General features: G+C 44.5%; 10 protein-coding genes. 3 read left to right on the plus strand and 7 right to left on the minus strand.

What is annotated here, in order from left to right:
* Positions 1 to 38: 38 nt before the first annotated feature.
* Both MKY14_RS13445 and MKY14_RS13450 read right to left on the minus strand, forming a co-directional pair.
* Positions 39 to 908: a carbohydrate ABC transporter permease gene (locus MKY14_RS13445; RefSeq protein ID WP_076147925.1), complete on the minus strand. Its 870-nt coding sequence runs from the start codon at positions 906 to 908 to the stop codon at positions 39 to 41.
* Between the two features lie 15 nt (positions 909 to 923).
* A complete protein-coding gene (locus tag MKY14_RS13450; RefSeq protein ID WP_340976628.1) occupies positions 924 to 1,904 on the minus strand; it encodes an ABC transporter permease in 981 nt (326 codons plus the stop codon).
* Between the two features lie 263 nt (positions 1,905 to 2,167).
* Here MKY14_RS13450 and MKY14_RS13455 point away from each other — a divergent pair, with 263 nt between their 5' ends.
* Positions 2,168 to 4,450, plus strand: coding sequence for a helix-turn-helix transcriptional regulator (locus MKY14_RS13455; protein WP_340976629.1), 2,283 nt, complete (start codon positions 2,168 to 2,170; stop codon positions 4,448 to 4,450).
* A gap of 77 nt (positions 4,451 to 4,527) precedes the next feature.
* Here MKY14_RS13455 and MKY14_RS13460 read toward each other — a convergent pair whose 3' ends face one another.
* The 5 genes from MKY14_RS13460 to MKY14_RS13480 all read right to left on the minus strand — a co-directional run bounded on the left by MKY14_RS13460 (position 4,528) and on the right by MKY14_RS13480 (position 11,652).
* Complete coding sequence (locus MKY14_RS13460; RefSeq protein WP_076279232.1) at positions 4,528 to 6,531, minus strand: beta-galactosidase; 2,004 nt, start codon at positions 6,529 to 6,531, stop codon at positions 4,528 to 4,530.
* Positions 6,532 to 6,557: 26 nt separating this feature from the next.
* Positions 6,558 to 7,982 (minus strand): family 43 glycosylhydrolase, encoded by a 1,425-nt coding sequence (locus MKY14_RS13465; protein WP_340976631.1) that lies wholly within the window; start codon positions 7,980 to 7,982, stop codon positions 6,558 to 6,560.
* Positions 7,983 to 8,068: 86 nt separating this feature from the next.
* Entirely contained in the window at positions 8,069 to 9,742 is a 1,674-nt protein-coding gene (locus MKY14_RS13470; RefSeq protein ID WP_076279234.1) for a hypothetical protein, read from the minus strand.
* 41 nt (positions 9,743 to 9,783) lie between these two features.
* Positions 9,784 to 10,653 (minus strand): carbohydrate ABC transporter permease, encoded by an 870-nt coding sequence (locus tag MKY14_RS13475; protein ID WP_081383383.1) that lies wholly within the window; start codon positions 10,651 to 10,653, stop codon positions 9,784 to 9,786.
* Between the two features lie 42 nt (positions 10,654 to 10,695).
* Positions 10,696 to 11,652, minus strand: coding sequence for an ABC transporter permease (locus tag MKY14_RS13480; RefSeq protein WP_081382600.1), 957 nt, complete (start codon positions 11,650 to 11,652; stop codon positions 10,696 to 10,698).
* A gap of 228 nt (positions 11,653 to 11,880) precedes the next feature.
* On the opposite strand from MKY14_RS13480, the gene MKY14_RS13485 reads away from it, so the two are divergent.
* Positions 11,881 to 13,611, plus strand: a complete 1,731-nt coding sequence (locus MKY14_RS13485; protein WP_340976632.1) for a sensor histidine kinase — start codon at positions 11,881 to 11,883, stop codon at positions 13,609 to 13,611.
* A complete protein-coding gene (locus MKY14_RS13490; RefSeq protein WP_340976634.1) occupies positions 13,592 to 14,947 on the plus strand; it encodes a response regulator transcription factor in 1,356 nt (451 codons plus the stop codon). Before MKY14_RS13485 ends, MKY14_RS13490 begins: the two co-directional genes overlap by 20 nt.
* Positions 14,948 to 14,984 lie beyond the last annotated feature (37 nt).

Consider the following 14,984-nt stretch of genomic DNA (forward strand, 5'->3'; position numbering starts at 1 on the left):
CTCTCCCTTATTCTGAATTTGTGACGGTTCCACCCGCCTCAGCCTTTAACCGCGCCAATCATGGCCCCCTTAACGAAGTACTTCTGCACAAATGGATACACAATCAGAATCGGAAGCGTCGAGACCATAATCGTCGCGTACTTCAGCGATTCTTCTATCACCATGTTGTCACCTCCAATGCTAGTAACATCCCCTGAGCTAGCACTGCCAGCCAGCACCAGATTGCGCAGCAGTACTTGCAGCGGGAACAAATCCGGTGAGCGCAGGTAGAGCAGCGGGTAAATAAAGTTATTCCACATGCCAACCGCGTAAAAGAGCGCTATGGTGGCGAAGGAAGCTTTGGAAAGCGGAACAATAATACGAATAAATATGCCGATATCATTCAGTCCGTCGATGCGGCCTGACTCCTCCAGCTCTTTAGGAATGCCGGAGAAAAAGGTCCGCATCAGAATCAGATTCCAAGTGCTAACCGCACCCGGCAGCACCATGCCCCATACGGTATCGACCATATCCAGGGAGCGAACCACGAGGAACGTGGGAATCATTCCTCCGCTGAAAAACATCGTCACCACAATCAACAGGGTGAAGCTCTTGCGCAGCGCCATATCACTGCGTGAGAGTGCATAGGCACCCGTGGAGGTGACCACCAGCGAGATAAGGGTGCCAAGCACGGTGTAAATGAGTGTATTTTTGTAAGCCACCCAGATTTGCGAATCTCCGAGTACAAGCTTATACATATTCAGGTTAAATCCCTTAGGCCAAAAAGAAACGGTATTCTTCATGACATGCACATCACTACTGAGAGAGACAGCGAGCATATGCAGGAACGGATAAAGCGTGACCACCACAACCACGAGAAGGATAAAAGTGCTCACGACATTAAACCAGGATAAACGGGGTGATCTCATCACCACACCTCTTTTCTACCATAAACTTGTCTCGCTTACACGGCGGCTGATGTAATTTGCTGTATAGATGAAGATCAAGCTAATCACGCCCATAAAAAGATCAATAGAAGCGCCATAGCTGAAGTTCCCCTGCACCATACCCACCCTATAGACATAAGTACTGATAATATCCGCTGTGTCGTAGATCGCCGGGTTCTGCATCAGGAACACCTTCTCGAAGCCAATCTCGAGCACTTTACCGATATTAAGAATCAAGGTGATCACGATGGCGGGTGAAATGCCGGGCAAGGTGACATGCCATATTTTACGCATGCGGCTGGCTCCGTCCATATCAGCAGCTTCATACAGCTGCGGGTCGATAGCGGTCAACGCGGCCAAGTAGATAATAGTCTCCCAGCCGATATGCTGCCAGATCTCCGACAGGACATAAATACCGCGGAACAATCCAGGTTCATTCATAAAATTGATCGGTCCAATCCCTATGGCACCAAGCAGATTATTAATCAGCCCTCCGGTTGGGGATAAAAACATGATCACCATACTGGCTACAATGACATTTGAGATAAAATGTGGAAGATAGCTGACGGTCTGCACAACTCGTTTGAAAGCAGCCTTGCGCACCTCATTAAGCAGAATCGCCAGTAGAATGGGTGCCGGGAAGCCAAAAAACAGCTTATATAAACCAAGCAGAAAAGTGTTTTTCATCAGCGGCCAAAAATCGGGATTCTCTATAAACATCCTGTAATATTTGAGTCCCACCCAATCACTGGCCCAAATCCCTTTAAAAAGATTGTAATCCTTGAAAGTGATAACTAATCCAAACATCGGTGCATAGCGGAAGATCAAATAATACAACAGGCACGGCAGGAACAGCAGCCAGAGCGCCTTGTTTTTATTCCAAGTTCGATGGATTCCCGCTTTGTGGCGTTGAGGTCGTTGGGGTCGCCGGTGCACTTTCTTTCGCATTTTGTCCTGCACTACGCTAGCTTGAGCCATATGCATGTCTCCTCTTGTTAAAATGATCATAAATCATATAGATGTCAGATTACTTCCCCCTTTTTCCTGGGATTTGTCTCCGAATTATAGCTGCATTTCTTTGGAAAGCGCTATCTACATGTTATATAACATTTCGCCTTAACTGCGGATTTCCATAGAATAGCGTACAAATCAGCAAAATTGCATATTGTTGGTGTTAGCTTTTTGCCGCTATGATAGAATTAATCCAATTCATTTACGGGTGCATCCAAAGGGGGATACATATGAAGGGATCCGTTACAGGCAAATTTGCGCTGAATGCCCTGTTCGTTAAGCTGATGCTAAGCTTCCTCAGTGTCATCTTGATTTTGGCATCATTTAATCTGTTCTCCCATCTGTATTTAAGCGGCAAAATCTATAAGGAGATGATCCGGCAAAATGAGCTTGGCCTCGCACAAACGGTCGAAGGCTACGAAAATCATTTCCGGTTGACCCAGAACATGATTCTTGCCCTCACCCAATCCGATTCATGGACTGCCAATCTGGGCATTCTAAGCCACCTCAAAGAGAACCGACGATATGATATCCCGGCAGAAGTGATATCGGATCTCTCAACGCTGTATGCTAATCCTTTTCTGCATATCGAAAATTTCATTCTTTATTTTAAAAAGGAAAATTATGTACTGGAGAGGGAGGGCCTAAGCAGCGCCGCAGATATGTTCGGTAAATACTACTTCAGTGCAGAATACCCTCCGGAGTACTGGAGCCGGCAAACGATGGACAATCAATTTTTAAAAGTCATGCCCGCCGTAACCTTTACCGAGAAAACCATACATTCCACCCGTACGCTCGGAAGGTTAATGCCAGTGCTGGTCAAAGCGATTCCTTATGAGGAAGTGTACGGCATTGTCATGCTGAATCCGCAGCTGATGCAGGCCGCCTACGGAGATGCCGGCAATACCCCGTTCTATATCCTGGATGCGCAGAAGAATCTATTGTTCTCTACATCAGAGGGTAAACTGCAAACAAGCCAGCTTCCGGAAAGTGGCAATGCCCATGAGCGGGTCGGAGACCAATATTACTTCTATGAAAAAGGTAAACAGACTGGATTCACCTATATCCGAGTGACCCAGGTGGCGGCTATTGCTACGGAAATGCGGGGGATGCAGCTATTGCTGGCTGTATTACTCTCTGCCGCAGTACTGATCAGTGTTCTCTCATCCCTAATCTTCAGCCACCGGCTTAACCAACCGCTCCAGCGCCTGATTGCCGCCTTGGACCGTAAGGCAGGCAGCCGGCCTGAAAAATTGAGCAGTGTGAAGGAATTCGCCATTATCGGCGACCGCCTGAGCTCCATTTTGGAGAGTAACCGCTTCATCCAGACCGATCTTGATCATAAGAACTCACTGGTGCGCCAATATGCCTATACTCATAAAGTGAAAAATATCCCGCTGAGTAAAAGCCTCGCAGAGCTTGAAGATGTAAGGCAATCCGAACAGCCCTATGCCTCCATTCTGTTCAAGGTCAGCTTCAAAACCTTACCGGACGAATTGGAGAAACACACACTGATGTTATGGAAGCTGGTTCAAAACTTGATCACTGGTGGTGAAAGCGAAAGCGTCGCACTCCAGCCGGAACATGATCAGCTCATGTTGCTCCTGTTCAATCCCGGACCGCAGAGCAGTTTTCTGCAGGCTCTTGATACCCTTAAGGAGCTGCTGGATTCGGAGACATCCTTATATCTGACTATTGCTGTAAGTCCGGTATATTCAGGCGAAACCTCATTTACCGATGCCTACAATAATCTATCGATGTTGTTAAATGAGCGTAGATTGAACGGGGAAATACAAATTATCGTAGAACCTAGAGCCTCATCCGCCAAATCCTTTCATTTAAAGGTGACACACGGAGAGGAGCTGCACAATCTGCTGCAGTCTGCCAATGAGGAGGCTGTATTCGCTTGGTTGGATCGTCAGCTGGACCAGCTGCAGCACAAGGACGCGGCGGCGGCGGATTTTCGGGCATTTGCCTTGGGAGCAGCGGAACAGACGAGCAAAACGGTGACGAGGCTGAATCTGCCCCAAGCGGAGCGTCTCTTACCACCCCCACTAGAGCCATTTAACGCTTTCCACTCAATGGATCAATACAAGGAATGGCTGCGTGATCTGGTTCGTCCTGTGCTCGTGGTCATCAGTAGCCGCTCGGAGTCGCGCGACCCCATTATCAGCTTTGTGCTGGATTACTTAGACAAACATTACGGCGAGGACATCAACCTCAACCTAGTAGCAGACAAGTTAAATTTAACTCCAGGTTACCTGTCCAGCATTTTTAAAGAGAAAACAAACATCAACTTCAGTGAATATCTGAACAATCTGCGGATTGAGCGGGCCAAAGAGCTGCTAATGAATCTGGAACTGCGGATTCAGGATATCGCGCTTCAGGTCGGTTATCAGAACGTAAATTCCTTCATCCGTATGTTCAAACGTTGTGCCGGAATAACTTCGGGCGAATACCGCAAGCGCTATTCCCGTGATGATTCACTCCCCTCCTCCGGCCTTGGCTTGTAAAGAGGCTACATTGCAGAGGAGAGGACAAAAAAGGCCCCACCATTGGCTGGGGGCCTTTTTGTTGTAAAGATTTGCAATCAGAATCCCGTTTTCGGAATCTCCATTGGCACAATATTATAGGGCGCTGTCATACCCGTCCGCACCTGATACATCTGGTCATGGGCCTTTCTCGCTGCTTGCACGAAAGGTTCATATGGACGGTTGCAGACATCCACTACACCGATTTGATAGTTTTCTCCGTCATAACGTCCGAGCACAGGCTGATCATTCCATTGAAAATAATGAACTCCGATGAGCTGCGGGATAGCTGCCCCCTGCTCCACATAATAACGGTAAGCCTCACCGCGCTCCTTCTGGGTTGCCACCGCACGGATCCCATAAGCCAACATGCCGCCTTCAGCCGCACCAAAATGATATTCCCCAATCATGACTGGTTTGTTCAGTCGTCCACTGATCTGGGCGATCTGTTCCTTGTCAGGACTGAACTGATAGCAGTTCATAGAGAATACATCAAACCATTCGCAGCCCTCCAGCACCTCATCACTGCCAACCCAGGCATAACGCATTCCCAAATTCAGATGATTCGGATCCGTCTGCTTGCAAAGACGGGCTGGCACTTCTACATACCGTCGAATCATGATCCGGTTAAACTGGTTATAATCCACTTCTCGGGCAGAAGTGAGATTATCCCCGGTTACATTCACATTCGATACATCGTATAAATCCTCGAATTCTTCAAAAACGCTATCCCACGCCATGTTTAATCGTTCCACTGTTTTGTACTTTTCTGCAAGCCAGCGAATGAATTCCTTCTTACTGGCATAACGGACCGGAGATTTCAGCATCTGCCCGGTCAAATTCAACCCATCCACGAATGCCCAATGCGGCTCATTACGCATGAAATAACCGACCATTCTCTGGTCTTCCCTTAATGGAAGAAGCTGCTCCGCAAAGCTCCCGGCATTCCGCTCATACTCCGGGCTAAACACATCGGGGAAATCCCGGAAAATAGTCTGCTCCGTCATAGGAAAGTCCACTAGAGGATAAACATACGGAAGCTGGGATTCGTTGATAAATCTATCATTAGACCAGTTACCGATGGTGTTGAATCCCCATTGTTGTAAGCGAAAATCCGTCATAGCCACCCAGTTAGAGCGCCACTCCGCCCCAAAAGCAGTGATCAGATTAGCAATCTCGAAGCTGAATTCCTCGCCATCCTGTGACCAAGCTTCTTGATAGATTCCTTCCCGCTCCGGCAATGAGGGTATCAAGTGTTCCATGCCAGTTACATGCATAGAACAAGCTGGACCCACACAGTCCATCCCCGTACTGAACAGGGCATAACCCTCTGGATCAACGAACCACCAGCGGCTGCCGTCAAACTCCGTGCGGAAATATCCAGTTGCCGCGAATCTCAGCGCCTTCCAACCTCCGTACCTGCTGAGGTCACCTCCATTGTGATCAGCATGTGCCGCAAGTTGCCGCTCTGCGCGCAGCCGATCCGTCAACGCTTCTGCATCAACCGTTTTCCCTGACCAATCCCTTCCCTTTAATTGGCCCAGATCATCTATATATGGTTGCTGTTCATACTCAAAGACGGGCTCAGTTAGACTTAGAGCCAAGTCACTAATTTGCACAGCTCTACTTGTTGTTGAAGGGAGAGTAGCGATAGAGAATCGGGTGATATGCTTGCGATCGATGCCTGCATCTCCCCTCAGTACTGTCTGCATCACACCCGGATAACGGGGAAGGAACAGCTTCTCACCATTTAAATGAATCAAGGGTAAACAAATTTCCGTGCGCACACCAGGTAAAATTCCTACATGATAAGTAATGACGCGATGATCCCGATCATAAAAACTGAATAACAGCACCAGAACGTCATGGCTTTCATGGTAAACCTCAGCATTAACGAAACCATAATCGCACCAAGCGGCGGATTCCAGATGCCCTGACTGAAGCTCAAATCCACCACCTTCTGGTGTAGTGATGAACTGAAACGTCTCAGAGGAAGTCGCAGTAAGTTGTGTATGGGGGTCACTTTTAAACCATTCCATAGGGAAGGAGACAGATAAACTCATCGGTATACCTCTTTTCTCTAAACTGTTTACCTTACTGAAATCAGTTGAAAAAGCTGCGGGTCTGCACCTAGACGGGGATCATGGCAGCGTGTGGATTCAAGAAACACACAACCCCAGCCCCCACGCTGTTCTCCTGCTACGGTAAGAACTCTTCCGTCATTGCTCCCAATAGTCAGTGAACCTGCTTCTGTCTCTGTAAGCAACCATATAAACTGATCTTCGTTGTCACGAATAGGCTCCAGCAGCAAGGAATTCAACGGGCCAATAGATAAGGCCTTTTCACTGTTTCGAATTCTCGCCCTACCCTTCTCCCCGTATTCAACCGTCCATCTCTGCTGCTGATCTTCATACGAAAGCGTCCGGACTTCGACGTTCAAGGTCTCCTCATGTTCAATGGATTGAGTTCCCGCCGCCAGATAAAGCCCCATTCCTAAGCTTTTCAATCTGAACAGACCATAACCAGAGCTGCATTCCACAGCTACGATTCCCTTCCTTAGGTCAATCACCGTTCGCTCTGCCCAGTCAAGCTTCATTTCCCGGTCAGATGGAAAGCTGAGCGGCAGAAATACATAGGAAGAGGCATAATAATCCGCAGGGTCCCAGCGATCCCCAACATACAGGTAAGAGCACTGGTCATTGTCTGTTCCTTCAATAGGAACTATAAAAGCAGGCTGGCTGTCGTATGTAGTGATGTCGCCCAAAGGCAGCAAGGGTGACCAACGACCAAATAATTCCTCGGACCAGGCATAGGTTCCTTGGTTAGGCAACCAGCCCGTACAGGCGGACGAGATGAGGAAGTATACACCCTGACGTTTCATTAATGCAGGTGCTTCACGCGCTTGTCCGGGCCACAAGGTCTTGACCTGTTCTTCTATGCTGAGGTAATCAGGTGACAGACGATACATAATAAGATCAGCATTTTCCCTTGCCGCGGAGATAAAATATGCCGTCCCATCGTCATCCTGGAACAAGGTGCAGTCCCGAGACATGTTACCTATCGGATTAAAGCTGCCCCGGTAAACATAATCCCCATCTACCGTCCCGCAATCAGCGATCGCGCAGCGCGCATCAGAGTAGTCGCGTCCATTTTCCCAATGCATCCACATAACAAATCTCCCTGTAAGTTTGTTGTAGAGTACTTTTGGGCGCTCAATTACCGCACCCGTTGGGCGACCCTCCCTGTCCAAGGGTTCAAGCTCTAATGTGGTGCGATGATAAATCGGCTGTACCGGTGAATCGAGTGTGAGCACATCATTGCGCCATTCCCAATTCACTAGATCCACAGATCGGTAGCAGCTTACTCTCCGCCGATCCATCCGGTTCTCACCAAACCAGTAATAATATCCATCCGTATAGAGCATATGTCCACCATGTGCATGTACAGGATTTCCGCTCATATCCAGTAGTGGAGCGCTATTTAGTAGGGTGACTGTATTCGCGTTTTCGTCCATGATTATCCTCCAGAGGATCAGATTTTTAGACAAAAAAGCAGGTTCGGCCAAGGATGACCTTAACTGAACCTGCTGTTCTTGCGAACTTATTTCAATCCCATCTGAGACATCACATCCACCTTGCTAGCATTGTTATACCATTCGTTGATTTCTTCGGAAATTTTCGTACCGCCTTTGTCATGCCATTGCTTCACGAAGTCATCGTACGCAGTTAGCGGCTCTTTACTGTAAATAATTTTGGTGAAGGTTTCCTTTTCCATCGTATTCAGTTGCTCCCAGGTTGTCTGCATGGTCTTGGTAGGAGGGCCGTTAAATGCATTTGGAAGCAGCGACTCTCTATTCTCATAGGAAATCACATATCCCTCTTTGGCTGTTTCATCATTTGATGCCGATCTGATCAAGACCCCATTCTCTGCTTTTGCACCTTTGGAAAGATCATAAAAAGATTTACCTGGGCCATCCACACTTGGTGTATTTTTGGTAAAAGCCATTTTTCCTACACCTTGAGCGGCATCCAAAGGCGTATTGAATTTCTTGGAATCGAATACCACTTCATCGCCAACGATGTCATAATCATATCCCTGAGCATAACCATATTTGAAATCTCCGGTACCAAATGCTGCATCGTAAAGCTTGTCATAATACAAGAAGAAAGCTTCCATATTGTTAAAGTCTTTATTAAACATAAAGACACCATCGTTCTGTTGACCGGATTGGTAAGTTCGATCCCCACTTACACCGTTAATTGTTGGGTAAGCTTTGATTTTAGCCCCATTTACGTTAGTTTCCACATCTTTAACACTGCCGTACAGCCAAGGACGGCCAATAATAATCCCTGCTTTACCTTCAGTGAAATCCGCCAGTGCATCCCATGCACCCTGTGTAGCTAACTCCTTATTTAAATACCCTTTGGAGTACCAATCGCGAAGTTTAGCTAACGCATCCTTTGTCCCATCAGCGACGGAACCGTAAGTGAGTTTTCCATTGTCGTTATACCATTGGCCGGGGAGACTCTTCCCTGTATAAGCACTAAAAATCATTACAGAGTCGCTTACCCAGCCCGTGTTGTAAGAATCTTTTCCCGAGAAATCAAATCCATAAGTATCATTTTTTCCGTTACCGTCCGGATCATCATTCGTAAAAGCAGCGATTACCTGTTCAAATTCATCTATATTTGTTGGCGCTTTTAAATTTAATTTATCTAACCAATCTTGACGGATAAGCATGACCTCACCTTCAGTGAGATTGGGCGAGATCGCCATCCCATAAACCTTGCCGTCCTGGATAACCGGGTTGAACGTTGTTGGATATTGTTTATATATTTCTTTCAGACGCTCAGGCATATATTTGTTAATGTCCTCCGCAATATCTTTTACAAGTCCAGATTGAATCAGATCATTTTCTAATGAGGTATCATACACTGGCAAAACATCCGGAAGCTTCTCGGAACCAGTGAGCGCTAAACGAAGTTTCGTATTATATTGGGAGGCATCACCGCCCAAAAGAGTAGTTTGGATGTTAATCCCTAGATTCTCGACACCCCAGCGGGTCAACACATTATCATTTAAGCTCTCCCCGTTGATATATTTACCGGCATTCTCATCTTGTTGCTTGGCGATGTTGATAGTAATAGGAGGATCGTATTTGCCGTCTTTGAGAACCGCTTCTGCCGTAGTAGATTCTTTACCGTTTGAGCCGCAGCCCGCTAGCAATCCTGCCATCAATACAGTAGTCGTTATTAAGGCCCCTGTTTTTTTCATCAATAAGCTCCTTTGAATTAAAGTTTTATATGTTGGTCACGTTATTCTTTTACAGCACCCAGAACGATGCCTTTGACAAAATACTTCTGTAGAAAAGGGTACACAAGGATAATGGGCAGTGTGCTAATAAAAATTTGCGCAGCTTTGATACTCTGTTCTGACAACGCGGCTGCTTCTGATTGACTAAGTGCCATACTCTGCGCTGAACCTTGCACCACTACAGTCTGTAAGAATGAAGCTAACGGATAGTCCGTTGTATTCGACATATACAAAATCCCATCAAACCATGCGTTCCAGCTCCCCACCATGATAAACAATCCAACGGTTGCCAGACCGGGAAGGGAAAGCGGAAGATAGATTTTCCGGAAAATGACGAAGAACGAAGCCCCATCGATAAATGCCGCCTCTTCAAGCGCCTTAGGGATTGTTTTAAAGAAATTCATAATCAGAATCAAATTATAAGCTCCGAAGGCACCGGGAAGCACGAGCGACCAGATCGTGTCCTTGAGCCCAAGTTTCGTAACCAATATATAAGAAGGAATCAATCCACCGGAAAACAACATCGTGAATATAAAAATCCACATTAAAGCATTACGCCCACGGAAATCTTTGGACAAGGCATACCCCGCCGTTGTAATAATGAACATGCTGATTAACGTCCCCAGTACCGTCCGGACCACTGAGATTCTCATGGAGCCTGTAAAATTCGTGTTTTTAAAAGTTTTCACATAGGCTTCGATATTAAAGTCCACCGGCCAAAAGGATACCAAATTCCCATTTACCGCTGTCTTACTACTAAATGATTGTGCTAGCAAATGAAGCATAGGCAATAAACACGATAAGGCTACTAGAATCAGGAGGATATGATTGAAAATCGAAAATATCCTATATCCCTTGGATTTATAATACACTCCCATTCCTCCTAACAGTTTTGTAAGCTTAACAACTTCGACTTAAAATATTTTATAGTTAGCTACCTTGTAAGCAATTCGATAGGAAATTACGATTAATATGAAGCTGATGCCGGATTTAAACAATCCAACAGCGGTACCAAAACCGTATTGGCCATTCAATAACGATGACCGGTAAACATAAGTATCGATGATATCTCCCGTACTATATACGAGTGGATTGTATAAGTTAAAGATTTGGTCAAATCCTGCATCCAGGATATTCCCAAGGCTTAACGTTGCAATTACGATGATCATTGGCATCATACTCGGTAAGGTAACATGTCTTATTTGTTGGCGGCGTGACGCGCCGTCGATCTCAGCTGCCTCATAATAAGAAGGATCGATCCCTGTAATCACCGCTAAGTAGACAATCATGCCAAATCCGAAGTTTTTCCATAAATCACTGATGATGATCGTCGGTCTGAACAGCGTAGGATCGCCCAAAAAGAAAATCGGTTTCAGTCCGAGGAAATTCGTAAGAAAATGATTTATGCCCCCATCCAGACCTAAGATATCAATCATGATTCCGGCAACGGTTACCCAAGAGAGGAAATGCGGTAAATAGACCAAGGTTTGAATACTCTTTTTAATCCCCATGTTTCTAATCTCGCTTAGCAGAATCGCCATAAAGATAGGAACAATAATTCCGACTATAATTTTGATTACAGCAATAATGAGGGTGTTGATAATGGATTGTGTTGCCTCTTTATATTGGAAGATTCTTGCGAAGTTATCCCAACCAATCCAAGTTGAACCTGTAATTCCAAGCCAGGGCTTGTAATCCTGAAAGGCCATCACTAATCCGACCATAGGACCGTAGGCAAAAATTAGAACGAATACCAAAGCTGGGATACATAAAACATACAATGGCCAATTTTTTTTGATTTCCTTTTTCCAAGGATTCTTTCTGCTTTTTTTAACGTTGGCTTTCTCACTCCATTTGAGCTGGGTATTCATTATCTGTGCTATTGTGCTTACCCCCTTTTACATTCTTGGCTGCTAATTTCTTTCTGGTTTAATGTTAACAAAAGCGCTTTCATTCGAAAATGTCTCAAATTAAATATCATAACCACTCGCTAAACATCTTTATAAACGCTTTCATTTTGCGAGAGCTCTTCTCTTTTTCTTTTGGAATATATAGCTTATGATGAATTCACACGAGTCCTAGCGACAGGAGTAATGCTTATGATTAAAAAAGTAAATATGAAACGATTCATATATTTTTTCGTTTTTTTCCTTTTACTTACCTTAAGTTTGTTTTTCGTAATGAACTCCCTAGGTTCCAAAACCATTCAAGAGAGCTTGGTTAACTCCTCCAAAAATCAGCTAGCCTATACGGAAAGCATTCTGGATGGCATCATCTCTGAGGCAAGTTTGTATGGCATCCAATATACAGCCGACACCTCCGTACGTTTCTATCAAAGCAAAATACAAGAGATGAACAATTACGATGCCCAGATGAAAAAAAACGATATCTATGACCGCATATCAGCACCACTTCTCTCCAGTCAGGCGATTGAATCTATCGGTATCTACTGGAAATCGGACGGCACTTTTATTTTTACGGGTCATGATTCGCTTGCCAAACAGCCCTTTCAGAAGGTCACGCAGCGAGGCTGGCAGATTGTTAATAACAATTTGTATTATTTTTCAATCTATCCTTATATTCATGAACCTAAGAATCCTGCCAATATTCAGTACATCGTGGGCGTTAAGCTGAAAAAGGAGTATTTAACAAGTCTTTTAGAAAAAGCAGTGAGTGGCGGCGAGAGCTCCAATGCCTTTTTGCTTGTGAACAAGAGTTTAATGATTAGCAATAAAGCGGTGGATATTCGAATCGAGGAAAAAGCCAAGGAGACGATAACACCCAATGCACATGAAATTCTAAAGTTTGACTATCATATCAACGATGACGATTATTATGTTTTATCGAAGTATATTGAGCCGATTGATACGTATCTTGTTACCTATACGCGAATGAGTGATTTTTTGAATCCGCTTAACCGGAATAAACAGGTGTTTTTTGTCAGCATCTTAATAATCTTGATCATTGGTCTTATCGTGATTTTTATGTTCTATCGAAACTATTATCGCAATGTATATCTGCTCGACAAGAAATTCTACCAAGTGGAACAAGGGAATTACAGCACCAGAATTAGTGAGAACCCGGACAATCAATTTTATAGTCTATTTAAAAGCTTTAACCACATGGTCGCCAAAATACAGGCTTTATTCGCTTCATTAAAAATAGAAACCGAGCTGCGCAGAAACGCCGAAGTGAAACAGCTACAGGCTCAGATCAATCCACATTTTCTTTACAATAATCTGTTTTTCATTATGGCTGTGGCAAAAACTTCACCGGAAGCCGTAATGCAGATGAGCAAGCATTTAGCAGAGTACTATCGTTATTTAACAAAAATGAATTCAGATAATGTTACGTTGGCTTCTGAATTGCAGCTTGCCGATCATTTTTTATCCATCATGTCACTTTCCAAAAAAATAAATTATGAAATCAACCTGCCCCCTGAACTGGGAGAGCATCTGATTATGCCACTGATTATCCAGCCTATGGTCGAGAACGCAATCCAGCATGGGATTGAAGAACAGCAAGGGGCTTATCGCGTTACTATAGATGTAAAAGAACTTGATACTGGAGCGTTAATTATTGTAGCCGATGACGGTAAGGGGCTATCTAATGAGGAAATACACCAGCTAATGGCCAGACTTGAGAATGAATCCCCTCCTGAAGGATCAAGAGGAATTGGTCTTTGGAACATTCATCATCGCCTCAAAAATGCGTATGGTGAATTAAGCGGACTGCGGTTCTTCATCAATGACTGGGGTGGTTTATCCGTGCTGGCATTCATAGATTTCTCGCTGGATGAAGGAGGACAATATGCGATTATTGATAGTTGATGACGGACATTACATCGTTGAATATTTAAAACACCTGCTGGATTGGAGCAAATTTGGAATTGAGCATATTGAGACGACAACAAATTCGATTGAAGCCAAGGAGCTATTGAATCAGAATCATATAGATATCCTTATTACAGATATTCGTATGCCCGAGGTATCCGGCATTGATTTGCTGCATCATGTTCATGAGAAAAAGCTCAATACCAAAGTAATTTTCCTTTCCGGTTATTCTCAATTTGATTATGCACAACAAGCCATTCGTCTGGGTGCACTCGATTATTTACTCAAGCCGGTAGATAAAGAGGATATGGAAAAAGCCATGACTCAAGTTATTAAGAGTATCGCTGAGACCCCCCCAAAAACCCCAGTGGCAGAGAAAAAGATAGATGGGCTAGGTTACTTGCTTTCTGTTATTAGCGGACCTTCCCCACTACGTTATGATCACAGCGCACTCGACACTGCTTTACGGAATGAGCACTTTTGCTTTTTTCACGCCTCAGGGGCTAGAGGGAAAGATGAAATGATGTTAAAAGATCATAATGGTGGACGGGACTTTATTTGGATCACTCCATCAGCCATTACTGGAATTATTCCAGAATCCAATACCGAAACTGTGGCAAGCAGCGTCGATTCCATTTCTTTTTCCGAGCCGTTTGAATTTTCTCAAAAGCATGCTGTTCGGGATATTTTTTATCATTTCTTTTTTAATGAAAATATTGGGGCCAGAGACTTTACTATGCTGAGTGCCTCTAGTGCTCTCCCTAAATTAGAGCTTGGAGAATGGGAACAAACCAGAAAAAACATTTTAAAAAACTTTGCCAAGCTCACTGTCAAAAAACAAAAGCTCCTCTACCTGCTCGAATTCATTAATTTGCTGTATTCCACAACCGATAAAATCCAATCAGCTGAGGTCGCAGACTGGATTTTCAATCAATTATCAGAGCCAGATACGGCTCTTCAATCCATCTTGCAGAGCCTCACCCAATTAGATAGAAGCGCTAAATTTTCCAATCAAAACATTGTTCATACCATTCAAGCCTATATCTCCAATCATATTAGTGATTGCTTGAGCCTGGAGGACTTAGGGAAAATTGTTCACCTACATCCTGTTTACCTGTCCAAATTTTATAAGCAGGAGACGGGCGAAAATTTATCGAGCTACATTTCTTCTAAACGCTTGGAAAAGGCCTCCAAGTTATTAATCGATTCCAACTTACATGTGCTCGATATTTCACATCTAGTCGGCTACAAAAAGCCACAATATTTCATTAAGCTGTTCAAAGATCAGTATGGCATTACGCCTTATCAATATCGAAGACAGCAGATTAAATGAAACAAAAATTGAACAGATCAACAAAAAAGTTTACACT

The sequence above is a fragment of the Paenibacillus sp. FSL R5-0887 genome (assembly GCF_038002305.1).
Taxonomy (GTDB): domain Bacteria; phylum Bacillota; class Bacilli; order Paenibacillales; family Paenibacillaceae; genus Paenibacillus_AQ; species Paenibacillus_AQ odorifer.